The sequence below is a fragment of the Stenotrophomonas sp. JAG2 genome, from assembly GCF_041080745.1.
GTDB classification, from domain to species: Bacteria; Pseudomonadota; Gammaproteobacteria; order Xanthomonadales; family Xanthomonadaceae; genus Stenotrophomonas; species Stenotrophomonas maltophilia_AA.
Map to the genome: position 1 here is coordinate 215,183 of NZ_JBEUMH010000006.1, position 24,144 is coordinate 239,326.

Below are 24,144 nucleotides of genomic sequence, written 5' to 3' on the forward strand. Positions count from 1 at the left end.
TGATCAATGGCCCTGGAATTCACCCTGAACCACGCAGCGCCGGCCTCGGCCGAGTGCGATTGCGTCATCGTCGGCGCCTATGCCGACCAGACCCTGAGCCCGGCGGCGCAGGCCCTGGACACCGCGTCCGGTGGCCGCCTGTCGGCCCTGATCGCCCGCGGCGACGTGGGCGGCAAGACCGGCAACACGACCCTGCTGCACGATCTGCCCGGCGTCACCGCCGCACGCGTGCTGGTGGTCGGGCTGGGCGAGCCGGCCAAATTCGGCGTGCCGCAGTACCTCAAGGCGGTCGGCGATGCCAGCCGCGCCCTGAAGAGCGGGGTCAACCGCCACGCGCTGTTCACCCTGACCGAGATCGAGGTCAAGGGCCGCGATGCCGCCTGGAACATCCGCCAGGCCATCATCACCGCCGACCACGCCGCCTACCGCTACAGCGCCACGCTGGGCAAGAAGAAGGCCGACGAGCCGGGGCTGACCACGCTGGCCGTCGCCGGCACCGACACCCAGGCGCTGGCCCAGGGCCAGGCCATCGCCGCCGGCGTGCAGTACGCCCGCGAGCTGGGCAACCTGCCGCCGAACGTCTGCACCCCGGCCTACCTGGCCGAGTCCTCGGTCGCGTTCGCCCAGGCCCATGACGGCGCCGAGGCGGAGATCCTGGACGAGCAGCAGATGGAAGCGCTGGGCATGGGCTCGCTGCTGGCCGTGGCCCGCGGCTCGGCCAACCGCCCGCACCTGGTCGTGCTGAAGTGGAGCAACGGCGGCGACGCCAAGCCCTACGTGCTGGTCGGCAAGGGCATCACCTTCGATACCGGTGGCGTCAACCTGAAGACCCAGGGCGGCATCGAAGAGATGAAGTACGACATGTGCGGTGGCGCCAACGTCATCGGCACCTTCGTCGCGGCCGTGACGGCCAAGCTGCCGCTGAACCTGGTGGTGGTGGTGCCGGCGGTCGAGAACGCCATCGACGGCAACGCCTACCGCCCGTCGGACGTGATCACCTCGATGTCGGGCAAGACCATCGAAGTGGGCAATACCGACGCCGAAGGCCGCCTGATCCTGTGCGACGCGCTGACCTACGCGCAGCGCTTCGAGCCGGCCGCGCTGGTCGACGTGGCTACCCTGACCGGTGCCTGCCTGGTCGCGCTGGGCCACCAGACCGCCGGCTTGATGACCAAGCACGACGACCTGGCCAACGAGCTGCTGGCCGCCGGTGAGCACGTGTTCGACCGCGCCTGGCGCCTGCCGCTGTGGGACGAATACCAGCCGATGCTGGATTCCAGCTTCGCCGACATCTACAACATCGGCGGCCGCTGGGCCGGTGCGATCACCGCGGGCTGCTTCCTGTCGCGCTTCGCCGAGGGCCAGCGCTGGGCCCATCTGGACATCGCCGGCGTGGCCAGCGACGAAGGCAAGCGCGGCATGGCCACCGGTCGCCCGGTCGGCCTGCTGAGCCAGTGGCTGCTGGACCAGGTCGCCCGCGCCTGATGCCCTGCCCGATCGCGGCCGCCCTGCGGTGGCCGCGATCCCGCCCGGCCTGGCGCCGGGTTCCCCCTCCGCTCCAGGCCCTGCCATGTCCCGTGCTGATTTCTACCTGATCGCCAAGCCCCGCTTCCTGACCGAGCCGTTGCGCCTGGTCTGCGAACTGGCCCGCAAGGCCAACGACGCCGGGCTGTTCACCCTCGTGCTGGCGCGCGACCAGGCCCAGGCCGAGGAGCTGGACGAGCTGCTGTGGGCGTTCGACAACGATGCCTACATCCCGCACCAGATCGCCGGCGAAGACATGGATGAGGAAGAAGCGCTGGTGCTGATCGCCGTTCCCGGCACCGAGGCCCCGGCCCGGCCGCTGGTGATCAACCTGCGCGACGACCCCTACCTGGCCGCCTGCGACCGCGTGCTGGAAGTGGTCCCGGCCGATCCGGAAGCGCGCGAACCGCTGCGCGAGCGCTGGCGCCAGTACAAGGCGCTGGGCTTTGACCTGAACAAGTACGACATGTAACCCGCGCGGCGCCCGTCCGGTCGCCGCCGACCCCGGAGACCCTTGATGCGCCTGTTGATCGCCCTGATCTTTCCCTGGTTCGCCTTCTTCACCATCGGCCGCCCGATCGCAGGCATCCTCTGCCTGATCCTGCAGATCACGCTGATCGGCTGGCTGCCCGCCGCGATCTGGGCCGCCTACGCGGTCTCGCAGTTCCATACCGACCAGAAGATCCGCCGCGCCTTCGGGCGCTGAGCTTCCGGCACCCCCACCTTCCGTATTCGATCCTGGTTCCCGCATGACCCAACTCGCCTCCAGCTACGACCCGAAAACCTTTGAAACCGCGTTGTACGACGCGTGGGAGAAGGCCGGCCATTTCAAGCCGTCCGGCAAGGGCGAGCCGTACACCATCCTGCTGCCGCCGCCGAACGTGACCGGCACGCTGCACATGGGCCATGCCTTCCAGCAGACCCTGATGGATGCGCTGGTGCGCTACCACCGCATGCGCGGCTACGACACGTTGTGGCAGGTGGGTACCGACCACGCCGGCATCGCCACCGAGATGGTGGTGTCGCGCAACCTGGCCCTGGCCAACACCGGCGAGACCCGCGATTCGCTGGGCCGCGACGGCTTCATCGAGAAGGTGTGGGAGTGGAAGGCGCAGTCCGGTGACACCATCGAGCGCCAGATGCGCCGCCTGGGCACCTCCAGCGACTGGTCGCGCAGCACCTTCACCATGGACCCGCAGCCGTCCGAAGCGGTGGTCGAGGCCTTCGTGCGCTGGCACGAGCAGGGCCTGATCTACCGTGGCCAGCGCCTGGTCAACTGGGATCCGGTGCTGAAGACCGCCATCTCCGATCTGGAAGTGGAGAGCGTGGAGGAAGACGGCTTCCTGTGGTCGATCAGCTACCCGCTGGCCGACGGCAGCGGCACCCTGACCGTGGCCACCACCCGCCCGGAAACCATGCTGGGCGACACCGCGGTGATGGTCCACCCGGAGGATGAGCGTTACGCGCACCTGATCGGCAAAATGGTCAAGCTGCCGCTGACCGACCGCGAGATCCCGGTGATCGCCGATGATTACGTCGACCGCGAGTTCGGTACCGGCGTGGTCAAGGTCACCCCCGCGCACGATTTCAACGATTACCAGGTCGGCCTGCGCCATGACCTGCCGATGATCAACCTGTTCACCCCGGAAGCGGCGATCAACGACAACGCGCCGGAGAAGTACCGCGGGCTGGACCGTTACGAAGCGCGCAAGGTGATCCTGGCCGAGCTGGAAGACCTCGGCATCCTGGTCGAGACCAAGGCACACAAGCTGCAGGTGCCGCGCGGTGATCGTACCCAGCAGGTGATCGAGCCGTACCTCACCGACCAGTGGTTCGTGAAGATGGACGTGCTGGCCAAGCGCGGCCTGGAGCTGGTCGAGAACGGCAGCATCCAGTTCGTCCCGGCCAACTGGATCAACACCTACCGCCACTGGATGGAGAACATCCAGGACTGGTGCATCAGCCGCCAGCTGTGGTGGGGGCACCGTATCCCGGCGTGGTTCGACGACGCGGGCAACTGCTATGTGGGCCGCGACGAAGCCGAAGCACGCGCGAAGAACACCCTTGCCGCCGATGTCGCCCTGCACCAGGACAGCGACGTGCTGGAGACCTGGTTCTCCTCGCAGCTGTGGCCGTTCTCCACGCTGGGCTGGCCGAACGAGCAGGCGATGGACGCGCGCGGTTTCGAGCGCTACCTGCCGTCGTCGGTGCTGATCACCGGGTTCGACATCATCTTCTTCTGGGTGGCCCGCATGATCATGGCCACCGACAGCTTCACCGGGAAGATTCCGTTCAAGGACGTCTACATCACCGGCCTGATCCGCGATGCGCAGGGCCAGAAGATGTCCAAGTCCAAGGGCAACGTGCTGGATCCGCTGGACATCATCGACGGCATCTCCATCGAAGACCTGGTCGCCAAGCGCACCACCGGCCTGATGAAGCCCAAGGACGCGCCGAAGATCGAGAAGGCGACGCGCCGCGAATTCCCCGAGGGCATCATCGCCCACGGTGCCGATGCGCTGCGCTTCACCATTGCCGCGCTGGCCACCCACGGCCGCGACATCAAGTTCGACATGAACCGCGCCGAGGGCTACAAGAACTTCTGCAACAAGCTGTGGAACGCCAGCCGCTTCACCCTGATGAACACCGAGGGCAGCAGCTTCACCGGCGTGCCGCAGCCGCGCACCGATGCCGAGCGCTGGATTCTCGCGCGCCTGGCGGCGGTCTCGGCCGAAGCGCAGACGCATTACGCCAACTACCGCTTCGATCTGCTGGCGCAGTGCCTGTACGAATTCGCCTGGAACGAGTTCTGCGACTGGTTCCTGGAACTGACCAAGCCGGCCCTCAACGGCGCCGATGCCGACGATGCCAACAGCACCCGCCACACCCTGCTGTACGTGCTGGAAGCGCTGCTGCGCCTGCTGCACCCGCTGACCCCGTTCGTCACCGAGCAGCTGTGGCGGCAGGTCGCCCCGCGCCTGGGCATCACCGACGACACCATTTCGCTGCGGCCGTACCCGACCGCCGAGGAGTTCGCCGGTGATTTCGCCCGCGCCGAAGCCGATGTGGAATGGCTGAAGTCGATGGTCAACGCCCTGCGCCGCGTGCGCAGCGAGTTGAACGTGCCGCCGTCCAAGCTGGTGCCGCTGCTGCTGCAGGGTGGCAACGACGATGACCGCGCGCGCATGACCCGCTTCACCTCCTCGCTGTCGTTCCTGCTCAAGCTGGAGCGCATCGAGTGGCTGGCCAACGGCAGCGACACGCCGCCGGCCGCCGCCGCGATCGTGGGCGATCTCACCCTGCTGGTGCCGCTGGAGGGCCTGGTCGATCTGGGCGCCGAACGCGCGCGCCTGGACAAGGAAATCGCCCGGGTGGAATCGGAAAAGGACAAGAGCGAGACCAAGCTCTCCAAGTTCACCGACAAGGTGCCGGCGGCGGTGGTCGAACAGGAGCGCGTGCGCCTAGTCGAGTGGACCGCCCAGCTGGCGGGTCTGCGTTCGCAGCGCGCGAAGCTGTAAGCGCATGGGCGGCCGACCTCTCGGTCGGCCGCCTTTCAAAATGCCTGCCCATCTGCGGCATGATGCGGGTTCGTCCACGGATTGAATGACCGCCGACACGATGTCGCTGCCCCTCTTCTGCATCGTGCTGTTCGCCGCCCTGCTGCACGCCAGCTGGAACGCGATCGTCAAACGCGGCACCGACACGCTGCTGACCACGATCCTGGTCACCGGTTCGGCGGCGGTGATCGCCGCGATCGGCCTGCCCTTCCTGCCCGCGCCCGCGGCGCAGAGCTGGTCATGGCTGGCTGCCTCGACCCTGCTCCAGGTCGGGTATTACGTGCTGGTGGCCCGCACCTACCAGCTGACCGACATGAGCGCGTCGTACCCGCTGATGCGCGGCTGCGCGCCGATCCTGGTCGCCCTGGTCAGCACGCTGTTCCTTGGCGAGCGCCTGGTGTGGATCGCATGGGCCGGCATCGCGCTGATCTGCCTGGGCATCCTGTGCATGACGCGCGGCCTCCCGCGGCAGCACGCGTGGTTGCCACTGCTCAATGCCGGGGTCATCGCCACCTATACGCTGGTCGATGCCTGGGGCGCGCGCCATTCGGGCGCCGCGGTGAGTTACACCCTGTGGCTGTTCCTGCTCTCCGGCCTGCCCCTGCCCCTGTGGGCGCTGTGCACCCGCGCCGGCGCACTGCGTGACTATGCGCGCCGCAACTGGGGCTACGGCATCGTGGGCGGGTTCGGGACGTTGATCTCCTACGGCCTGGCGCTGTGGGCCATGACCGTGGCGCCGGTTGCGATGATCTCCGCGCTGCGCGAAACCTCGATCCTGTTCGGCATCCTGATCTCGGCCTGGATCCTGCACGAACGGGTCACCCGCCAGCGCTGGATCGCCGCCGGCCTGATCGTACTCGGCGCGGTAGTGCTGCGGATCACGTAGAGCCACCCCATGGGTGGCTGCTGTTCGATCCGGCCCGTACGGGGTGTGGCTGTCGGAGACAGGCGCAGCCACCCATGGGGTGGCTCTACATCGGGCCGTCAGAGCGGCGGCATCACCTGGATGTCGTCGTCGACCAGCTCGATCGCCATCACCAGCGCATCCTCGCGCCCCTCGCGGGCGGGGTAATAACGCGGCCGGCGGCCGATCTCGTTGAACCCCTCGCTGTGGTACAGCGCCACTGCCGAGGTATTGGACGGCCGCACTTCCAGGAACACGCGGTGCGCACCGTGGTCGCGCGCCAGTTTCACCAGCGCACGCAACAGATGACGGCCATGGCCGCGCGACTGGCACAGCGGATCCACGCAGATGTTGAGGATATGCGCTTCATCGGCGGCGATGCTGAGCAGGCCGTAGCCCATCAGCAGGCCATCTTCTTCCATCGCCAGGCCCGGATAGCCGGCACGCAGGCAATCCTGGAAGATGCCGCGGGTCCACGGGTACGGATAACCACGTACCTCGATGGCCATCACCGCATTGAGGTCGCTTTCGCGCAGCGCGCGCAGCGACAACGGCCGCGGCGAGCTCACCGCGCTCACGGGCGGCCCCGCTTGCGCAGCGCGCGCAGCTGCGGCCACAACGCACGCTTGGCGGCGGCATTGCTGCGCAGTTCGTCCAGGTTCCAGCTGGCCATCAGGGCCTGGGTGTCCGGCTCGGCCGGGTTGCAGCCGGAGGCGCGCAGCAGGGCGATCTGCAGGCGATCCGGCATCCGCACCGCGGCGCGGCGGCCGCCACCTGCGCGCGCCGGAGCGGCCGCCGACGCACTGGCCGGTGCGTGTTCCTCTACCGTGCGTGGGGCGTTGCGCCGTGCCGGTGGCGGCGCGTCCGCCGGCGGCGCCGGGCGCGGGGAACGCACCGGCGCCGGCGGCTCGGCAACCGGGGCCGCACGCAACTCGATCTCCGGCACAACCAGGCCTTCCGGCTCGACGCTGCCGTCGACGAACACCGTATAGCCCATCGCCTGCAGCCAGGACTGCTGCGCCGGCGACCACAATGGCGGCAGCGCCTGCCCGCTCACGCGTTCGGCTCGACCGTCTTGCGGGTGCGCTGCCACACCCAGTAACACGGGCCGGACAAGGCATACACCACGCCTACCGCGAACAGCACGCGCGGCATATCGATGACCATGATCGCGATGGCGATCGGTACCAGGGCCAGCGCCAGGAACGGCACACGATCCGCGCGCGGTCCCTTTTCGCCACTGCCCTTGAAGCTCCAGAAGCGGATCCGGCTCACCATCAGCAGGGCCGACACCAGGGTCACGCCGAGGGCGACATAGCGTAGCTGGTTGCCGTCCCAGCCGAGGTTGCCATCGGCGAAGGCCCAGACGAAGGACATCATCAGGCCCGCGGCGGCGGGGCTGGCCAGGCCGATGAACCAGCGCTTGTCGACCACGGTGACCTGGGTGTTGAAGCGGGCCAGGCGCAGCGCGGCGCAGGCGGCGTACAGGAAGGCGACCGCCCAGCCGACACGGCCGAGGACCGGGTCGTCGAACTTCAGCCACGACAGCGACCAGTGGTACATCACCAGGGCCGGGGCCATGCCGAAGCTGACCAGGTCGGCCAGCGAGTCGTACTGCACGCCGAATTCGCTGCTGGTGCCGGTCAGCCGGGCCACGCGGCCGTCCAGGCCGTCCATGACCGCGGCGACGAACACCGCGATGGCCGCATTGACGAAATCGCCGTTGGCCGCGGCGATGATCGCGTAGAAGCCGGCGAACAGGCCTGCGGTGGTGAACAGGTTGGGCAGCAGGTAAATGCTGCGCGAGCGCGGCGGGGGTTTCAGTTGATCCATGGGGCCAGTTTAGCTTGCCAGCACCGGCCCGGGGTGCTGCAATCGCGGCTCTGTCCCGTTCCCGGAGTTGCCATGCGTGCCCTGTCCCGTCTCAGCGCCCTGCTGCTGCTCGCCAGCGCCACGGCCAGCGCCGGCAACGTCTATAAGTGGAAAGACGGCAACGGCGTCACCCAGTATTCGGAGAAGCCGCCGACGGGGCAGAAATACGAGGCCCGCCAGGTCGAGAACCGGGACCCCGTCCCACGCACGGCGGCGGCCGCCCCGGCCGAGAACAAGGCCTGCACCGACGCCCGCGGCAACCTTGCCCTGCTCGACGGGCCGGGCAAAGTCATGCAGGACACCGATGGCGACGGCAAGGCCGATACCACGCTGACCGACGCGCAGCGCAGCGCCCAGAAGACCCTGGCCGAGACCGCCATCCAGGCCTACTGCACGCCCAAGGCCTGAGCCGCCGGCCCCGCCGGGCGGGGCCAAAACCACCGGCAACCCCCATCGTGGCGGCCGGACTGGCAGAATATCGGCTTCTGCCGTTCAGCGAAGCCGACGATGCGCCTCTCCCAGTTCCACCTGCACACCACCAAGGAAACCCCCAGCGACGCGGAGCTGACCAGCCACCGCTTGATGCTGCGCGCGGGCATGATCCGCAAGCTGGCCTCGGGGCTGTACACCTGGTCGCCGCTGGGCCTGCGCGTGCTGCGCAAGGTCGAGCGCATCGTGCGTGAGGAAATGGAGCGTGCCGGTGCGGTGGAATTCCAGATTCCGACCATCCAGCCCAAGGAACTGTGGGAAGCCACCGGCCGCTGGGAAAAGTTCGGGCCGCAGCTGCTGAAGATCAAGGATCGCAAGGAGCAGGTGTTCTGCTACAGCCCGACCGCCGAAGAGGCCGCCGCCGATTTCGCGCGCCAGGAGCTGTCCAGCTACAAGCAGCTGCCGGTCAATTTCTTCCAGATCCAGACCAAGTTCCGCGATGAGATCCGCCCGCGTTTCGGCGTGATGCGCTCGCGCGAATTCCTGATGAAGGATGCATATTCCTTCCACCTGCATGATGAATGCCTGGTGCGCGAATACGAAAACATGAAGGCGGCCTACAGCCGCATCTTCACCCGCCTGGGCCTGGACTTCCGCATGGTGCAGGCCGACTCGGGCGCGATCGGCGGCGATGCCTCGCAGGAATTCCACGTGATCGCCGAGTCGGGCGAAGACGCGCTGGTGTTTTCCACCGGCTCGGACTATGCGGCCAACATGGAAGCGGCCATCGCCGCCACGCCCGGCGAGCGTCCGGCCGCCAGCGAAACGCTGCGCAAGGTCGAGACGCCCACGCAGAAGACCTGCGAAGCCGTGGCCGCCCTGCTCGGGCTGGGCCTGGAACGCACGGTCAAATCGATCGCGATCATGAGCGAGGCCGGTTTCGTGCTGGCGCTGGTGCGCGGCGATCACGACGTCAATGAAATCAAACTCGGCAAGGTCGAAGGCCTGCAGGGCTACCGCATGGCCAGCGAGGCGGAAATCGCCACGCACCTGGGCAGCCAGCCCGGCTTCCTCGGCCCGCTCAACGCGGCCCAGCCGATCCGCATCGTGGCCGACCGCGAGGTCGCCGCACTGGCCGATTTCGTCGTCGGCGCCAACGAAGCCGGTTTCCACATCGCCGGCGTCAACTGGGGCCGTGACCTGCCCGAGCCGGAAGTGGCGGACATCCGCAACGCCAAGGCCGGCGATCGTGCCGCCGATGGCGGTGAACTGAAGGTCGCGCGCGGCATCGAAGTCGGCCACGTGTTCCAGCTCGGCCGCCAGTATGCGCAGGCGTTGAATGCGACCGTCCTCGACGAGAACGGCAAGGCCGCGGTATTGGCGATGGGCTGCTACGGCATCGGCATTTCGCGCATCGTCGCGGCGGCGATCGAGCAGAATCACGACGACGCCGGCATTATCTGGCCGGACGCGATGGCGCCGTGGCAGGTCGTGGTCTGCATGATCAACCCCAAGCAGGACGAGACCGTGTCGGCCACCGCCGCGGAGCTGCTGACGCAGCTGCAGGCCGCCGGCCTGGACGTGGCGCTGGATGACCGCGGCCTGCGCCCGGGCGCGATGTTCGCCGACATGGAACTGATCGGCGTGCCGCACCGGATCGTGGTCTCCGAACGCGGCGTCGCCGCCGGCACCTTCGAGTACCGCGCGCGCAGCGCGGCCGAAGCGGAGGTCCTCGACAAGGACGCGCTGCTGGCGAAATTGACGAAGTAATGACAAAAGGCCGGGTGAGTAACCCGGCCTTTTTCAATGGTGGACCCGGTTTCAATATCTCCGGTTTGTTTGTGTATTGCGCAAAAGAGAATGTATGCTGTTTCCGATGCCAAGGACCGGCTCACCCTGTCCTTAATATATTGCGGAGTAGTAGATGAGCATTGACCTGAGCGGCCTGTCCGCCAAAGAGCTGGGCGCGCTGATCAAGAACGCCAAGAAGCAGCAGACCATCGTCGCCAAGCGTCCGGCGATCAGCAAGGTCCGCGCACAGCTGACCAAGCTGGCCAAGGCCCAAGGCTATTCGGTGGAAGAACTGTTCGGCGGCGCCGCACCGGCCGCACGTGGCCGCACCGCGGGCAAGGCCACCAAGGCCCCGGCCAAGGCCGTGCGCAAGCTCGGCAAGGTTGCCCCGAAGTACCGCAATCCGGCCAACCCGAAGGAAACCTGGACCGGCCGTGGCAAGCAGCCGCGTTGGCTGGCCGCGCATACCGCCAAGGGCAAGAAGGTCGAAGAGTTCCTGATCAAGAAGTAAGCCGGTCAGTAACTGCTGCACAGGGAAACGCCGGCCTCGCGCCGGCGTTTTCGTTTCCGCCGGCCGGGCGTGCATCGACCGGGACGGTCAGAGATTCTTGCGCGCCGGAATCAGCAGATTGCCGAACAGCAGGCCGGCCACCAGCGCCATCACCACGTTGAGCACCGTCATCAGCACGGTCTGGCCGGCGCTCATGTCCTGCTGCTGGACCAGCGTCAGCACACCGCGCAGGCTTGTGCTGCCGGGCACCAGCATGATGATGCCGGGAAGCCGGATGATCGCGCCCGGGCGCTGTGCCAGCCGACCGAACAGATTGCCGGCGGCGGTCAGCAGCATCGCCGACATGAAAATGCCGGCCGGGATGCCCCAGGCCTGGCCCGCGAATTTGGAGATCGCATAGCCGGCGACCGCCGCGGCCATCACCCACGGGAAATCACGACGGTTGGCCTTGAACAACATCGCGAAGGCGAACGCGGCCAGCAGCAGCGCGCCCCATTCGACCCAGTCGGCCTGCGGCCGCGAGGCACGCACCAGCGGTTCCAGCCCCACGATGCCCGACAGCGTCACCGCGATCACCGCGCCCACCGTCAGTTTCAGGATCGTGGTCACCGCACCGGCAAACCGCGCCGTGCCCGAAACCCAGTGCTGGCTGGCCAGCTCGTTGACCGCATTGGTCAGCGACATCCCGGGCAGCAGCACCACCAGCGAGGCGATGATCACCGTATTGAGATTGAGCGCCCCGATGAAGGAGGCCACCAGCGTCGCCACCGAGCCGGCCAGCAGCGCCGCCAATGCCTCATTGGCTTCGCGCGTGGCCGGGCGGCGATCGGTGTACATGCCCATGACGCCGATCAGCAGGCCGATCACCCCGGCGGTGGCGATATCCAGCCACGGCAGTTTCCACAGGCCGGCCACGCCCGCCGCGCCCAGGCTGTAGGAAAGAATGGTGCGGATCTTGCCCCAGCGGCCCGGATCCTTGTCCAGCTGGCGCAGCGCGGTATGGCCCTGCGCGATGCTCATGGTGCCGTTGGCGACCGCGTCGGTGATCTGGTCGGCGATGCTGAGTTTGTGCAGGTCGTTCTCGCCCGGTGCCAGCCGGATCACACGGGTGATGTCGGAGGAACCGATCGCCTTGGTCGGATCGCTGAAACTCAGGATCAGCCCGGTCGGGTTCGACCACGGCTCGCAATCCAGGTCCAGGCGCTGCGCCAGCGCGACCACGGCCGCTTCCAGCCGCTGCGCGGTGGTGCCATAGCTGTGCAGGCGCCCGGCCATTTCCGAAACGAATGCCACGCGCTGTGCGTAGGTGGCCGGTGGTGCAACGATGGTGGGGGCGTCGGCAGACATGCGCCGTAGTATTACCCGAACACGCCCCGGCCTGAAGAATCCCGGCGTCATCGTGCCGCGGTGTGCAGGCCGGGGCCTTGCCGACCGACGCGTTCAGCCCGGTCGGCGCATACGCGAGCCATGCACCCGGACAGGTTATGCTGCGCGCAGGACGCCTACATGACCTCAGACCAAGCCCCCCATCTCGAGCAGGATGCCCAGGAACCCGGCCTGATCCGGTTGTCTGGCCATTGGACATTGCGCACCGCGCTGGACGCGGCCGAAGTGCTGCGCGGCCTTCCGGAAAAAGTGACCGGTCTGGATGCCAGCGGGATCACCCTGCTCGACTCGGCCGGCGTACTGCAGCTGCTGCGTGTCGCGCACCGCGCCGACCTGGGCGAAGACGCCGTGACGTTCCGCGAGGAGCATCGCGCGCTGGTCTCGACCATCGAGGAAGTCGCCGACGACCGGCCCAAGGCCAAGCGCGACTTCGGCGTGCTGGCCGCATTGGAGCGGCTCGGTGTCAGCGTGCACGGCATGGGCCACAACATCGTGGCGCTGGCCAGTTTCCTCGGCGAGAACCTGGTCAAGGGCGGGCGCCTGATCAAGGAGCCGCGCCGCTTCCGCCTGACCGCCACGGTCGCCCAGATGGAACAGGTCGGCCTGGATGCGGTACCGCTGGTGGCGCTGCTGTCGTATCTGGTGGGTGCGGTGATCGCGTTCCTCGGCTCGACGATCCTGCGCGACTTCGGCGCGGAGATCTACGTGGTCGAACTGGTCAGCATCGCCTTCCTGCGCGAGTTCGCGGTGCTGTTGACCGCGATCGTGCTGGCCGGCCGTACCGCCAGTGCGTTCACCGCGCAGATCGGTGCGATGAAGGCCCGCGAAGAAATCGACGCAATGAAGACTCTGGGCCTGGACCCGGTCGACCTGCTGGTATTGCCGCGTTTGATCGCGCTGCTGATCACCCTGCCGCTGCTGACCTTCATCGCGATGATCGCCGGCCTGGCAGGTGGCATCACCGTGGGCGCGTTCGATCTGGATATCCCGCCGCAGATGTACATCGCGCGGATGCACGACACCATGGAAGTGCGCAACATGCTGGTCGGCCTGTCCAAGGCGCCGGTGTTCGCGCTGGTGATCGGCCTGATCGGCTGCCTGGAAGGCCTCAAGGTCGAAGGCACCGCGCAGTCGGTCGGCGAGCGCACGACCTCCAGCGTGGTGCAGGCGATTTCGCTGGTGATCATCCTCGACGCGTTCGCCGCGCTCTGGTTCATGAAGATGGGCTGGTAACCGATGAACACCGATACCGCCCCGGCCCCTGACCGCGACGCCGCCACCGACGACGGCGAACTGCTGATCCGCGTGCGTGGGCTGACCAACCGTTTCGGCACGCAGGTCGTGCACGACGGACTGGACCTGGACGTGCGCCGCGGCGAGATCCTCGGCGTGGTCGGCGGCTCGGGCACCGGCAAGTCGGTGCTGATGCGCAGCATCCTCGGCCTGCGCACGCCGGACGATGGCCAGATCGAGGTGCTCGGCGTCGACGCCCGCTCCAGCGATCCGGCCAACCGGCTGCATATCGAACGCAACACCGGCGTGCTGTTCCAGGATGGCGCGCTGTTCTCCTCGCTGACCGTGGGCGAGAACGTGCAGGTGCCGCTGAAGGAACATCACGGCGAACTGCCCGAGCGCTGGCATTACGAGCTGGCCCTGCTCAAGGTGAAGCTGGCCGGCCTGCCCGCCGATGCGATCAACAAGCTACCCTCGCAGCTGTCCGGCGGCATGCGCAAGCGCGCCGGCCTGGCCCGCGCGCTGGCGCTGGACCCGCCGCTGCTGTTCCTGGACGAGCCCACGGCCGGGCTGGACCCGATCGGCGCGGCCGCGTTCGACCGCCTCATCAAGACCCTGCAGGAAGCGCTGGGCCTCACTGTCTTCCTGATCACACACGATCTGGACACCCTGTATGCGATCTGTGACCGGGTGGCGGTGCTGGCCGACAAGAAGGTCATCGCCAACGCCCCGCTGCACGAGATCGAACAACTGGACCACCCGTGGATCCAGGAGTACTTCCACGGACCGCGCGCGCGTGCTGCGCGCGATGCAAAGCACGAGAGCGAGTAAGCCATGGAAACCAAAGCCAATTACGTCCTGATCGGCGCCTTCACCCTGATAGTGGGCCTGGCGCTGCTGGCCTTCGGGCTGTGGGCCGCCAAGTACTCCTCCGACCGCACCTGGACGGAATACCGCGTGGTGTTCCGCGAGGCCGTCACCGGCCTGTCGGTCGGCAGCCCGGTGCAGTACAACGGCATCGCGGTCGGCTCGATCACCGAGTTGAACCTGGTCCCGGACGATCCGCGCCAGGTGGTCGCGCGGATCCGGCTGAACTCCAATACGCCGGTCAAGACCGACACCCGCGCCAAACTGGCGATCACCAGCCTGACCGGCCCGTCGATCATCCAGCTCAGTGGCGGCACGCCGCAGTCCGCCGCGCTGACCGCGGTCAACAAGGATCCGGCCCCGATCATCCCGACCACGCCGTCGGCGCTGCAGAACATCACCGACGTGGCCAACCGCATCGTCGAGCGCATGGACCAGGTGCTCAGCGACCGCAACGTGGCCAGCATCAATGCGACCCTGGCCAACCTGGAAACGATCAGCGGCGGCCTGGCCGACCGTGACCAGGGCACCCAGGCGCTGCTGCTCAGCGCGCGCGACGCCGCGCGCAGCCTGGATGTCACCCTCAAGAGCACCAACGGCACCATCCAGCGCCTGGACAAGAACCTCGTGCAGCAGCTGCCGCCGATCCTGGACAAGCTGGAGACCACGCTGAGCAAGCTGGATTCGGCCGCCGGCAATGCCGACTCGATCCTTGGCGAGAACCGCGCCGCGATCAACAGCTTCGCCAACGATGGCCTGGCCCAGCTCGGCCCGACCCTGACCGAGCTGCGTGGCCTGATCCGCGACCTGCGCCGGGTCAGTGACCGCCTGGACAACAACCCGGCACGTTATCTGCTCGGCCGCGACGCACCCAAGGAGTTCGAACCCAAATGAGCCGCCCGACCTTCTTCCGGCCTCTGCTGCCGATCGCCCTGATCGCCGCGCTTGGCGGCTGTTCGCTGCTGGGCAGCAATGAACGCAGCGCGGTGACCATCTATTCGCCCGTGGTCCGCATCCAGGCCGACCCGGGCTGGCCGACCGTTGAGTGGCAGCTGGTGCTGGTCAAGCCCAGTGCCGCGCGCGTGGTCGACAGCCCGCGCATCAACGTGCGCCCGACTCCCTCCGAACTGGAGGTCTACAAGGGCGTGAGCTGGGCACAGCCGGCCACCGACATGCTCGACGACGCGCTGGTGCGTGGCTTCGAGGATTCCGGCCGCATCAACGGCGTGGCCCGGGTCACCACCGGCATCCGCGCCGACTACAAGCTGGCCATGGACGTGCGCCGCTTCGAAGCCGATTACCGTGGCCAGGCCACGCCGACCGCGCTGATCGAAGTCAACGCGAAACTGATCCACGTGATCGACCAGCGCGTCGTCGCTGATCGTACGTTCCGCCAGGAAAACCCGGTCGGCAGCACCGACGTCGCCCAGGTGACCGCCGCGCTGGAACAGGGCCTGCAGACGCTGACCACGAACGTGGTGGGCTGGACGCTGGTGACCGGCGAGCAGGATCACGCCCGCAGCGCGGTCACCCCTGCCCGGGTGCGGTAATCCAGCGGAACGTGAGATTCAGGCGCTCGGCCAGCGGTCGCGCGCTCTTCGGCAGGGAATGCTGGTAATGGCGCTGGGTCTGCCCGCCCATCACCAGCAGATCGCCGTGGTCGAGCAGCACCTCGGCCTTCCTCGCATGGTCGTCCCGACGGCGCAGCAGGAACCGCCGCGGCGCGCCCAGGCTCAGTGACGCGATTACCGGCGCCGGCCCCAGTTCGGGTTCGTTGTCGCTGTGCCAGCCCATGCCGTCATCGCCATCGCGGTAGCGGTTGAGCAGCACGCTGTTGAACGCGTGGCCACAGCAGGCAGCCAACTGATCGCGCAGCGGCAGCAGCGCGGGATGCCAGGGCTGCGGCACGAACTCGGTGCCGGAATAGCGGTAACGCGCGGCCGGGTCGCCCATCCAGCAGCTCAGGCGCGGGGAATCGACCTGGCGGCCGAACATGCGGATCCTGTGCACCTCCCACGGGACGTCGTCGCGGAGCGTGCGCTGGAGGGTGTCCGCAGCGTCGCGGGGCAGCCAGTGGCGGTGCCAACGTACTTCAGCGTCGCGCAGGTGCAGGTCCATGGAATCCTCGGCAGCCGCGTGGTGCCCGTCCGACGGACACCACGGTGGCACCAGCGATCAGGCCTGGCCGAAGGCCACGCCGGTTTTTTCCTTCAGCTCATCGATGCCCACGCCCGGGGCCGCCTCGACCAGCACCAGCCCCTTGTCGGTGACATCGAACACGGCCAGCTCGGTGATGATCCGATCGACCACGCCCACGCCGGTCAGCGGCAGCGTGCACTCGGGCAGAATCTTGTGCTCGCCGCTCTTGGCGGTGTGCTCCATCAGCACCACCACGCGCTGCACGCCGGCGACCAGATCCATCGCCCCGCCCATGCCCTTGACCATCTTGCCCGGCACCATCCAGTTCGCGAGGTCGCCCTTGTCGGTGACCTGCATCGCGCCGAGGATGGCCAGGTTGATGTGGCCGCCGCGGATCATCGCGAAGCTGTGGTGGCTGCCGAAGTAGCTGGCGCCCGCGCGTGCGGTCACCGTCTGCTTGCCGGCATTGATCAGGTCGGCATCCACTTCGGCCTCGGTCGGGAACGGGCCGATGCCGAGCAGGCCATTCTCGGACTGCAGCCACACATCCACGCCGTCGGGAATGTGGTTGGCGACCAGGGTCGGCAGGCCGATGCCCAGGTTCACGTAGGCGCCGTCGGTCAGTTCGCGCGCGGCGCGCTGTGCCATTTCATCGCGGGTCCAGGCCATCTCAGTTCGCCTCCTGGCGCACGGTACGCTGTTCGATACGCTTCTCGGGATGCGGGTTGTGCACGATGCGGTGCACGTAGATGCCCGGCAGGTGGACCTGGTCCGGATCGATGCTGCCCACCGGCACCACCTCTTCCACTTCCACGATGCACAGCTTGCCGGCCATCGCGCAGGCCGGGTTGAAGTTGCGCGCGGTCTTGCGGAACACCAGGTTGCCGGCCTCGTCGGCCTTCCACGCCTTGACCAGCGCGACGTCGGCGCGCAGCGCGGTCTCCATCACGTAGTGCTTGCCATCGAATTCGCGGGTTTCCTTGCCTTCGGCCACCACCGTGCCGTAGCCGGTCGCGGTGAAGAAGGCCGGGATGCCCGCACCACCGGCACGCAGGCGCTCGGCCAGGGTGCCCTGCGGGTTGAACTCCAGTTCCAGCTCGCCGGCCAGGTACTGGCGTTCGAATTCCTTGTTCTCGCCCACGTAGGACGAGATCATTTTCCGGATCTGCCGGGTCGCCAGCAGCTGGCCGAGGCCAAAGCCATCCACGCCCGCATTGTTGGAGATCACGGTCAGATCCTTGGCGCCGGTATCGCGCAGTGCGGCGATCAGGGCCTCGGGAATACCGCACAGGCCGAACCCGCCAACCGCCAGGGTCTGACCATCGGCGATTGCACCTTGCAGCGCCTCGGCCGCACTGGCGTACTGCTTGCCACGTCGCCCGGCGTTGTCTGGGGACTTGCTCATCTACGCCCTCACCTCGTTGATGGAAGCAGGCATTGTAGCCATTGCACGGGCCTTTCCCCGGCTTTGGCGTCCGCTGCCCGCCCGCCCACCCGGCTGAAAACGATTCCCATACACGGCAGCGGCTAGACTACTGCGCTGACTGTCAGAAGGACTGAATAGATGACGCTCCCCGCATTCAAGGCGTACGACATCCGCGGCCGGGTTCCGGATGAACTGAACGAAGATCTGGCCCGCCGTATCGGCGTGGCACTGGCCGCGCAGCTGTCGCCCGGCACGGTGGTGGTCGGCCACGATGTCCGCCTGACCAGCGGCGCCCTCCAGGACGCCCTCGCCGCCGGCCTGCGCGGCGCCGGCCGTGAAGTGCTCGATATCGGCCTGTGCGGGACCGAGGAAGTCTATTTCCAGGTGGATCACCTGAAGGCCGCCGGTGGCGTGATGGTCACCGCCAGCCATAATCCGATGGATTACAACGGCATGAAGCTGGTCAAGGAGCAGGCCCGGCCGATCAGCTCCGATACCGGCCTGTTCGCGATCTCCGATGCGGTCGAAGCCGACCAGGCGCCCGCCGCCGCGCCGATCGCCGGCCTGCAGTCGCATCCGGACAAGAGCGCCTACATCGCGCATCTGCTGAGCTACATCGAACCGAAGGCGCTCAAGCCGCTGAAGCTGGTGGTCAATGCCGGCAACGGCGGCGCCGGCACGATCGTGGATCTGCTCGCCCCGCACCTGCCGCTGGAGTTCATCCGCATCTGCCACGAGCCCGATGGCAGCTTCCCGAACGGCATCCCCAACCCGCTGCTACCGGAAAACCGCGAGCTCACCGCGCAGGCCGTGCGCGAGCATGGCGCGGACTTCGGCATCGCCTGGGATGGCGATTTCGACCGCTGCTTCTTCTTCGACCACAACGGCCGCTTCATCGAGGGCTATTACCTGGTTGGCCTGCTCGCCCAGGCGATCCTGGCCCGCCAGCCGGGCGGCAAGATCGTGCACGACCCGCGCCTGACCTGGAACACGGTGGAAATGGTCGAGGAAGCCGGTGGCCTGCCGGTGCTGTGCAAGAGCGGTCACGCCTTCATCAAGGAAAAGATGCGCTCGGAAAATGCCGTCTACGGCGGCGAGATGAGTGCGCACCACTACTTCCGCGAATTCGCCTACGCCGATTCCGGCATGATCCCGTGGCTGCTGATCGCCGCGCTGGTGTCCGAATCCGGCCGCTCGCTCGCCGATCTGGTCGAAGCGCGCATGCAGAAGTTCCCGTGCAGCGGCGAGATCAACTTCAAGGTGGCCGACGCCAAGCGTTCCGTCGCCCGCGTGATGGAGCATTACGCCGCGCAGGCACCGTCGCTGGACCACACCGACGGCATCAGCGCCGATTTCGGCGACTGGCGCTTCAACCTGCGCAGCTCCAACACCGAGCCGCTGCTGCGCCTGAATGTTGAAACCCGCGGCGATGCAGCACTGCTGCGCGCGCGCACCGATGAAATTTCCCAGTTGCTCAAGGACGCCTGAGGCGAGGCCCCGACCATGCAGAGCCTTCTTCCCGTCATTCTCTCCGGCGGCTCCGGCACCCGCCTGTGGCCGCTGTCGCGCGAGTCCTACCCCAAGCAGTTCCTCGCGCTGTCGGGCGAGCAGACCATGCTGCAGGCGACCTGGCAGCGCGTGGCACCGATCGCCGGCCGCGCGCCGCTGATCGTCGCCAACGAGGAGCACCGCTTCGTCGCCGCCGAGCAGCTGCAGCAGCTCGGCGTGGAGCCGCAGGCGATCCTGCTGGAGCCGGTCGGCCGCAACACCGCACCGGCGATCGCGGTGGCCGCGCTGGAGGCGACCCGGGATGGGGATGACGCGCTGCTGCTGGTGCTGCCCTCGGACCATGTGATCGCCGACGAGGACGCATTCCGCGCCGCGGTGCTGCGGGCGGTTCCGGCTGCCGAGTCCGGCAAGCTGGTGACCTTCGGCATCGTGCCGACGGGCCCGGAAACCGGCTACGGGTACATCAAGGCAGCCTCCGGCGGTGACGTCCGTGCCGTGGATCGTTTCGTCGAGAAGCCGGATGCGGAAACCGCGAGCGCCTACGTGCAGTCCGGCGAGTATTTCTGGAACAGCGGCATGTTCCTGTTCAAGGCGTCCCGTTTCCTGGCCGAGCTGGAGAAGTTCAATCCCGCCATGCTCGCCGGCAGCCGCACCGCCTGGCAGCAGGCGCGGCGCGACAACGATTTCACCCGCCTGGACAAAGAAGCCTTCGCCGCCGTGCCATCGGACTCGATCGATTATGCGGTCATGGAAAAAACCGCCGACGCCGTGGTCGTGCCGCTGGATGCCGGCTGGAACGACGTGGGCTCGTGGACAGCGCTGCGTGATGTGTCCGAGCAGGATGGAGAAGGCAACGCGCACCACGGCGACGTGATCGCGATTGATTGCCGCAACACCTTCGCCTACGGCGAGCGCCTGATCGCGCTGGTCGGCCTGGACGATGTGATCGTGGTCGAAACCGATGATGCGGTGATGGTCGGCAAGAGCGACCGCATGCAGGAGATCAAGCAGGTCGTCGCGCGGATCAAGGCCGAGGGTCGTCCCGAAGCGACGTGGCACCGCAAGGTGTACCGGCCGTGGGGCGCCTACGACTCGATCGACAACGGTGCCCGCTTCCAGGTCAAGCGCATCACGGTCAAGCCGGGTGCGACGCTGAGCCTGCAGATGCACCACCACCGCGCCGAGCACTGGATCGTGGTCAGCGGTACCGCTGAAGTGACCCGCGGCGAAGAAGTGCTGCTGCTCACCGAGAACCAGAGCACCTACATCCCGCTGGGCGTGACCCATCGGTTGAAAAACCCGGGCAAGCTGCCGCTGGAGCTGATCGAAGTGCAGTCCGGCAGCTATCTGGGCGAGGACGATATCGTGCGGTTCGAGGACACGTACGGTCGTACCTGAGCGCGCGGATGAACCATGAAAAAACCCGGCCAAGGCCGGGTTTTTTGTTGCCGGTAGAGCCACGCCATGCGTGGCTGCCCTGCCTGGAATCCTGACACCGCGCCAGCCACGCATGGCGTGGCTCTACCCTCGGGTCAGCAGTCCGCGATGACCTGCTTCAGGCCGTCCTGCCAGCTTGGCAGCGCTACGCCGAAGTCCCGCTCCAGCTTCGTCACATCCAGATGCGAATAGGCGGGGCGCTGGGCCGGCGTCGGGTACTCGGCCGTGGTGATCGCCTCGACGTTCGGCGCACGCGGCAGTACGCCTGCCGCTACCGCCTCGGCAAAGATCGCTTCGGCAAAGCCGTGCCAGCTGGTCTCACCGGTGGCCGTCAGATGCCAGGTACCCGACAGCGCGCCATCATGCTGCAACGCCTGTACGGTCACGTCGGCAATCAGCGCCGCTGGTGTAGGCGTTCCGACCTGGTCGGCGACCACGCGCAGCACATCACGATCAGCGCCCACCCGCAGCATGGTGCGCAGGAAATTGGCGCTGTGCGAGGCATACACCCACGCCGTACGGAAGATCAGGTGCCGCCCACCGGCCGCACGGATGGCGTCCTCACCGGCCAGCTTGCTGGCGCCATACACGCCCAGCGGCGCCGTCGCGTCATCCTCGCGATAGGGGCGCGTGCCCTGCCCGTCGAAGACGTAATCGGTGGAGTAATGCACCAGCGGGACGCCGGCCTGTGCGCACCAGCGCGCCAGTACACCGGGTGCTTCGGCGTTCGCACGGAAAGCCGCCTCGCGGTCGTCCTCGGCCCGGTCCACTGCGGTGTAGGCGGCGGCATTGACCACCAGCGTCGGCCGGACGCGGTCCAGCAGTGCGGTCAGCGAGCCGGGCTGGTCGAAGTCGGCCACCTCGCTCGTGCTGCCGTCGGGCAGCACGCCGCTGCGCGTGGTCGCCACGATCGTGCCCAGCGGAGCCAGCGCGCGTTGCAGTTCACGACCGAGCTGGCCGTTGGCCCCCAGCAGCAGAATGCTCACGGCTGGTACACCGGCAGGCGATCCTCGGCGATGTCCTTCAGGAACGGCGCAGCGTCATCCTTGCCCGAGAGCGTCGGCGCGCTGATCGGCCAGTCGATGGCGATGTCGGCGTCATTCCAGCGGATGCCGGCGTCGGCTTCCTTGACGTACGTATCCGTGCACAGATAGCTGAACAGCGCGCGCTCGGACAGCACGGCAAAGCCGTGGGCGAAGCCCTCCGGAATCCAGAACTGCCGTTTGTTGTCCGCGCTCAACACCACTGCTTCCCAGCGGCCGAACGTCGGCGAGCCACGGCGGATGTCGACGGCGACGTCATAGACCTCGCCCTCCAGCACGCTGACCAGCTTGCCCTGCGATCGCGGCCACTGGTAATGCAGCCCGCGCAGGACGCCCTTGGCCGACGACGACACGTTGCTCTGCACGAACCGGGTCGGCAGACCGTGTTCGGCGAACCGCTCGGCGTTCCAGGTTTCGTAGAAGAACCCGCGCTCGTCACCGAACACGGCCGGTTCAATCACCTTGCAGCCCTGCAGGGACGTCTCGATCACTTTCACGGCACGATGCCCCGCTGCGCCAGCGTGTGCAGATACTGGCCGTAGCCGTTCTTGATCAACGGCGCCGCCAGCGCTTCCAGCTGTTCGGCGGTGATCCAGCCCTGGCCGAAGGCGATTTCTTCCGGACAGCAGACCTGCAGGCCCTGGCGGGTCTGGATGGTCTCGATGAAGTTGGAGGCTTCCAGCAGCGACTGGTGCGTGCCGGTGTCCAGCCACGCATAGCCACGGCCCAGCGCTTCCAGATGCAGATTGCCCTCGCGCAGGTAACGCTGGTTGAGATCGGTGATCTCCAGCTCCCCGCGCGGCGACGGCTTCAGCTCCGCGGCGTAATCGCTGGCGTTGCCGTCGTAGAAGTACAGGCCGGTGACGGCATAGTTGGACCGCGGCTTCTCGGGCTTCTCGACCAGGTCGATGACCTTGCCGGCCGTGTCGAACTCCGCCACGCCATAGCGCTCCGGATCATTGACCCAGTAACCGAAGACGGTCGCGCCGGTGTCGCGCTGGTCGGCGTTGCGCAGCACTTCGCGCAGGCCGTGGCCATGGAAGATGTTGTCGCCCAGCACCAGGCAGCTCGGCTTGCCGCCGATGAACTCCTTGCCGATCAGGTAGGCCTGCGCCAGCCCGTCCGGGCTGGGCTGCACGGCGTACGCGATGTTCATGCCCCACTGCGAGCCATCGCCCAGCAGGCTCTGGAACAGCGCCTGCTCGTGCGGCGTGTTGATGATCAGCACGTCGCGGATCCCGGCCAGCATCAGCACGCTGAGCGGGTAATAGATCATCGGCTTGTCGTACACAGGCAGCAGCTGCTTGCTGACGCCCTTGGTGATCGGATACAGGCGGGTGCCCGAGCCACCTGCGAGGATGATGCCCTTGCGTTGAGTCATGCGGTTGTCCTCTGTCTGGTGATCACCGCGCTCAGGCGGTGGTGCCGATGCGCTGCAGGCGGTAGCTGCCGTCGAGAACGCCGTTGACCCAGTCCTGGTTGTCCAGGTACCAGTCCACGGTGAAGCCGATGCCCTGTTCGAAGGTGTACTTCGGCTCCCAGCCCAGCTGGTCCTTGAGCTTGGAGGCATCGATCGCATAGCGGCGGTCATGGCCGGGGCGATCGGTCACGTAGGTGATCTGGCTGGCGCGCGGCTGGCCATCCTCACGCGGGCGACGCGCATCGAGCAGGGCGCAGATCGCCTGTACCACCTCGATGTTCTGCTTCTCCGAATTGCCGCCGACGTTGTAGGTCTCGCCGACCTGGCCCTTGGCCAGCACGGTGCGGATCGCTTCGCAGTGATCGCTCACGAACAGCCAGTCGCGGACCTGCTTGCCGTCGCCATAGACCGGCAGCGGTTCGCCGGCCAGGGCCTTGGCGATCACCAGCGGGATCAGCTTCTCGGGGAAGTGATACGGGCCGTAGTTGTTGGAGCAGTTGGTGGTCAGCACCGGCAACCCGTAGGTGTGGTGGAACGCGCGCACCAGATGGTCCGAGGCCGCCTTGGACGCCGAGTACGGCGAGTTGGGCGCGTACGGGGTGGTCTCGCTGAACTTGCCGGTCTCGCCGAGGGTGCCGTACACCTCATCGGTGGACACGTGCAGGAAGCGGAACGCCTGGCCCTTGTCGGCCGGCAGTGCCTTCCAGTAGTCGCGCACCGCTTCGAGCAGCGCCAGGGTGCCGACCACGTTGGTCTGGATGAACGCGCCAGGGCCGTCGATGGAGCGGTCCACGTGGCTTTCCGCGGCGAAGTTCAGCACGGCGTCCGGGCGGTGTTCGGCCAGCAGGCGGGCGACGAGCGCCTGGTCGCCGATGTCACCTTCGACGAACACATGGTCCGGATTGCCGTCCAGCGAGGCCAGCGTTTTCAGGTTGCCCGCGTAGGTCAGCGCATCCAGGTTGATGACACGCACGCCTTTGGCGACCGCTTCGAGGACAAAGTTACCGCCAATGAATCCGGCTCCGCCGGTGACAAGCCATGTGGGCACTACCCGTTCTCCTGTTCGATGTGCGTGCAGGGGGCCTGCTGGCGCCCC

Annotated in this window: 24 protein-coding genes and 1 pseudogene; 14 read left to right on the top strand and 11 right to left on the bottom strand. The window is 67.3% G+C overall.

Annotated features, from left to right (window positions below):
- Positions 1-6 precede the first annotated feature (6 nt).
- The 5 genes from AB9O74_RS09900 (at position 7) to AB9O74_RS09920 (ending at position 5,967) form a co-directional block, all read left to right on the top strand.
- Positions 7-1,485 carry a leucyl aminopeptidase gene (locus AB9O74_RS09900; protein ID WP_369349189.1) on the top strand — a complete coding sequence of 493 codons (1,479 nt, stop codon included), beginning with the start codon at positions 7-9 and terminating at the stop codon, positions 1,483-1,485.
- 85 nt (positions 1,486-1,570) lie between these two features.
- Entirely contained in the window at positions 1,571-1,996 is a 426-nt protein-coding gene (locus tag AB9O74_RS09905; RefSeq protein WP_019182556.1) for a DNA polymerase III subunit chi, read from the top strand.
- 45 nt (positions 1,997-2,041) lie between these two features.
- On the top strand, positions 2,042-2,230 hold the full coding sequence (locus AB9O74_RS09910; RefSeq protein WP_121042605.1) for a YqaE/Pmp3 family membrane protein: 189 nt from the start codon (positions 2,042-2,044) through the stop codon (positions 2,228-2,230).
- 43 nt (positions 2,231-2,273) lie between these two features.
- Positions 2,274-5,042 carry a valine--tRNA ligase gene (locus AB9O74_RS09915; protein ID WP_369349190.1) on the top strand — a complete coding sequence of 923 codons (2,769 nt, stop codon included), beginning with the start codon at positions 2,274-2,276 and terminating at the stop codon, positions 5,040-5,042.
- Positions 5,043-5,142: 100 nt separating this feature from the next.
- A complete protein-coding gene (locus AB9O74_RS09920; protein ID WP_369349191.1) occupies positions 5,143-5,967 on the top strand; it encodes a DMT family transporter in 825 nt (274 codons plus the stop codon).
- A gap of 98 nt (positions 5,968-6,065) precedes the next feature.
- Here the strand turns inward: AB9O74_RS09920 and rimI are convergent, their stop codons facing one another.
- Genes rimI through pssA form a run of 3 tightly spaced genes read right to left on the bottom strand, consistent with a single transcriptional unit; the run spans position 6,066 to position 7,818 of the window.
- On the bottom strand, positions 6,066-6,563 hold the full coding sequence (rimI, locus tag AB9O74_RS09925; protein WP_176991052.1) for a ribosomal protein S18-alanine N-acetyltransferase: 498 nt from the start codon (positions 6,561-6,563) through the stop codon (positions 6,066-6,068).
- Positions 6,560-7,042 carry a hypothetical protein gene (locus tag AB9O74_RS09930; RefSeq protein ID WP_369349192.1) on the bottom strand — a complete coding sequence of 161 codons (483 nt, stop codon included), beginning with the start codon at positions 7,040-7,042 and terminating at the stop codon, positions 6,560-6,562. Before AB9O74_RS09930 ends, rimI begins: the two co-directional genes overlap by 4 nt.
- A complete protein-coding gene (pssA, locus tag AB9O74_RS09935; RefSeq protein WP_176991050.1) occupies positions 7,039-7,818 on the bottom strand; it encodes a CDP-diacylglycerol--serine O-phosphatidyltransferase in 780 nt (259 codons plus the stop codon). The genes AB9O74_RS09930 and pssA overlap by 4 nt, the downstream gene beginning before the upstream one ends.
- A 72-nt stretch (positions 7,819-7,890) precedes the next feature.
- Here pssA and AB9O74_RS09940 point away from each other — a divergent pair, with 72 nt between their 5' ends.
- The 3 genes and pseudogenes from AB9O74_RS09940 to AB9O74_RS09950 all read left to right on the top strand — a co-directional run.
- Complete coding sequence (locus AB9O74_RS09940) at positions 7,891-8,265, top strand: DUF4124 domain-containing protein (RefSeq protein WP_369349193.1); 375 nt, start codon at positions 7,891-7,893, stop codon at positions 8,263-8,265.
- Positions 8,266-8,364: 99 nt separating this feature from the next.
- Positions 8,365-10,056 carry a proline--tRNA ligase gene (locus AB9O74_RS09945; RefSeq protein ID WP_369349194.1) on the top strand — a complete coding sequence of 564 codons (1,692 nt, stop codon included), beginning with the start codon at positions 8,365-8,367 and terminating at the stop codon, positions 10,054-10,056.
- Positions 10,057-10,210: 154 nt separating this feature from the next.
- Positions 10,211-10,585, top strand: a pseudogene (locus AB9O74_RS09950) (H-NS family nucleoid-associated regulatory protein); the annotation flags it as partial.
- A gap of 90 nt (positions 10,586-10,675) precedes the next feature.
- On the opposite strand, the gene AB9O74_RS09955 reads toward AB9O74_RS09950, so the two are convergent.
- Complete coding sequence (locus tag AB9O74_RS09955) at positions 10,676-11,935, bottom strand: threonine/serine exporter ThrE family protein (protein ID WP_088432072.1); 1,260 nt, start codon at positions 11,933-11,935, stop codon at positions 10,676-10,678.
- Positions 11,936-12,094: 159 nt separating this feature from the next.
- Between AB9O74_RS09955 and AB9O74_RS09960 the strand changes: the two genes are divergently transcribed.
- From AB9O74_RS09960 to AB9O74_RS09975, 4 genes are read left to right on the top strand one after another with little or no spacing between them, the layout of a single operon-like run.
- The gene (locus AB9O74_RS09960; protein WP_176991046.1) at positions 12,095-13,207 is read left to right on the top strand and encodes an ABC transporter permease; all 1,113 of its coding nucleotides are present in this window, start codon (positions 12,095-12,097) and stop codon (positions 13,205-13,207) included.
- 3 nt (positions 13,208-13,210) lie between these two features.
- Positions 13,211-14,038 (top strand): ABC transporter ATP-binding protein, encoded by an 828-nt coding sequence (locus tag AB9O74_RS09965; RefSeq protein ID WP_176991045.1) that lies wholly within the window; start codon positions 13,211-13,213, stop codon positions 14,036-14,038.
- A 3-nt stretch (positions 14,039-14,041) separates the two neighbouring features.
- The gene (locus AB9O74_RS09970; RefSeq protein ID WP_176991044.1) at positions 14,042-14,968 is read left to right on the top strand and encodes an MlaD family protein; all 927 of its coding nucleotides are present in this window, start codon (positions 14,042-14,044) and stop codon (positions 14,966-14,968) included.
- Positions 14,965-15,624 (top strand): ABC-type transport auxiliary lipoprotein family protein, encoded by a 660-nt coding sequence (locus AB9O74_RS09975; protein WP_369349195.1) that lies wholly within the window; start codon positions 14,965-14,967, stop codon positions 15,622-15,624. Before AB9O74_RS09970 ends, AB9O74_RS09975 begins: the two co-directional genes overlap by 4 nt.
- On the opposite strand, the gene AB9O74_RS09980 is transcribed toward AB9O74_RS09975, so the two are convergent.
- From AB9O74_RS09980 to AB9O74_RS09990, 3 genes are read right to left on the bottom strand one after another with little or no spacing between them, the layout of a single operon-like run.
- Entirely contained in the window at positions 15,602-16,192 is a 591-nt protein-coding gene (locus tag AB9O74_RS09980; protein ID WP_369349196.1) for an alpha-ketoglutarate-dependent dioxygenase AlkB, read from the bottom strand. The two genes, AB9O74_RS09975 and AB9O74_RS09980, sit on opposite strands and share 23 nt — an antisense overlap.
- Before the next feature lie 57 nt (positions 16,193-16,249).
- Positions 16,250-16,882, bottom strand: coding sequence for a CoA transferase subunit B (locus AB9O74_RS09985; protein ID WP_369349197.1), 633 nt, complete (start codon positions 16,880-16,882; stop codon positions 16,250-16,252).
- 1 nt (position 16,883) lies between these two features.
- A complete protein-coding gene (locus AB9O74_RS09990; protein WP_070426573.1) occupies positions 16,884-17,618 on the bottom strand; it encodes a CoA transferase subunit A in 735 nt (244 codons plus the stop codon).
- A gap of 159 nt (positions 17,619-17,777) precedes the next feature.
- Between AB9O74_RS09990 and AB9O74_RS09995 the strand changes: the two genes are divergently transcribed.
- The gene (locus AB9O74_RS09995) at positions 17,778-19,127 is read left to right on the top strand and encodes a phosphomannomutase (RefSeq protein WP_369349198.1); all 1,350 of its coding nucleotides are present in this window, start codon (positions 17,778-17,780) and stop codon (positions 19,125-19,127) included.
- Positions 19,128-19,142: 15 nt separating this feature from the next.
- The gene (locus AB9O74_RS10000) at positions 19,143-20,546 is read left to right on the top strand and encodes a mannose-1-phosphate guanylyltransferase/mannose-6-phosphate isomerase (RefSeq protein ID WP_369349199.1); all 1,404 of its coding nucleotides are present in this window, start codon (positions 19,143-19,145) and stop codon (positions 20,544-20,546) included.
- Between the two features lie 134 nt (positions 20,547-20,680).
- Here the strand turns inward: AB9O74_RS10000 and rfbD are convergent, their stop codons facing one another.
- From rfbD to rfbB, 4 genes are read right to left on the bottom strand one after another with little or no spacing between them, the layout of a single operon-like run.
- Positions 20,681-21,571, bottom strand: a complete 891-nt coding sequence (gene rfbD, locus AB9O74_RS10005) for a dTDP-4-dehydrorhamnose reductase (RefSeq protein ID WP_369349200.1) — start codon at positions 21,569-21,571, stop codon at positions 20,681-20,683.
- Complete coding sequence (gene rfbC, locus AB9O74_RS10010) at positions 21,568-22,125, bottom strand: dTDP-4-dehydrorhamnose 3,5-epimerase (RefSeq protein WP_369349201.1); 558 nt, start codon at positions 22,123-22,125, stop codon at positions 21,568-21,570. The genes rfbD and rfbC overlap by 4 nt, the downstream gene beginning before the upstream one ends.
- Positions 22,122-23,009: a glucose-1-phosphate thymidylyltransferase RfbA gene (gene rfbA, locus AB9O74_RS10015; protein WP_369349202.1), complete on the bottom strand. Its 888-nt coding sequence runs from the start codon at positions 23,007-23,009 to the stop codon at positions 22,122-22,124. The genes rfbC and rfbA overlap by 4 nt, the downstream gene beginning before the upstream one ends.
- Before the next feature lie 31 nt (positions 23,010-23,040).
- Entirely contained in the window at positions 23,041-24,096 is a 1,056-nt protein-coding gene (gene rfbB, locus AB9O74_RS10020) for a dTDP-glucose 4,6-dehydratase (RefSeq protein ID WP_369349203.1), read from the bottom strand.
- Between the last annotated feature and the right edge of the window lie 48 nt (positions 24,097-24,144).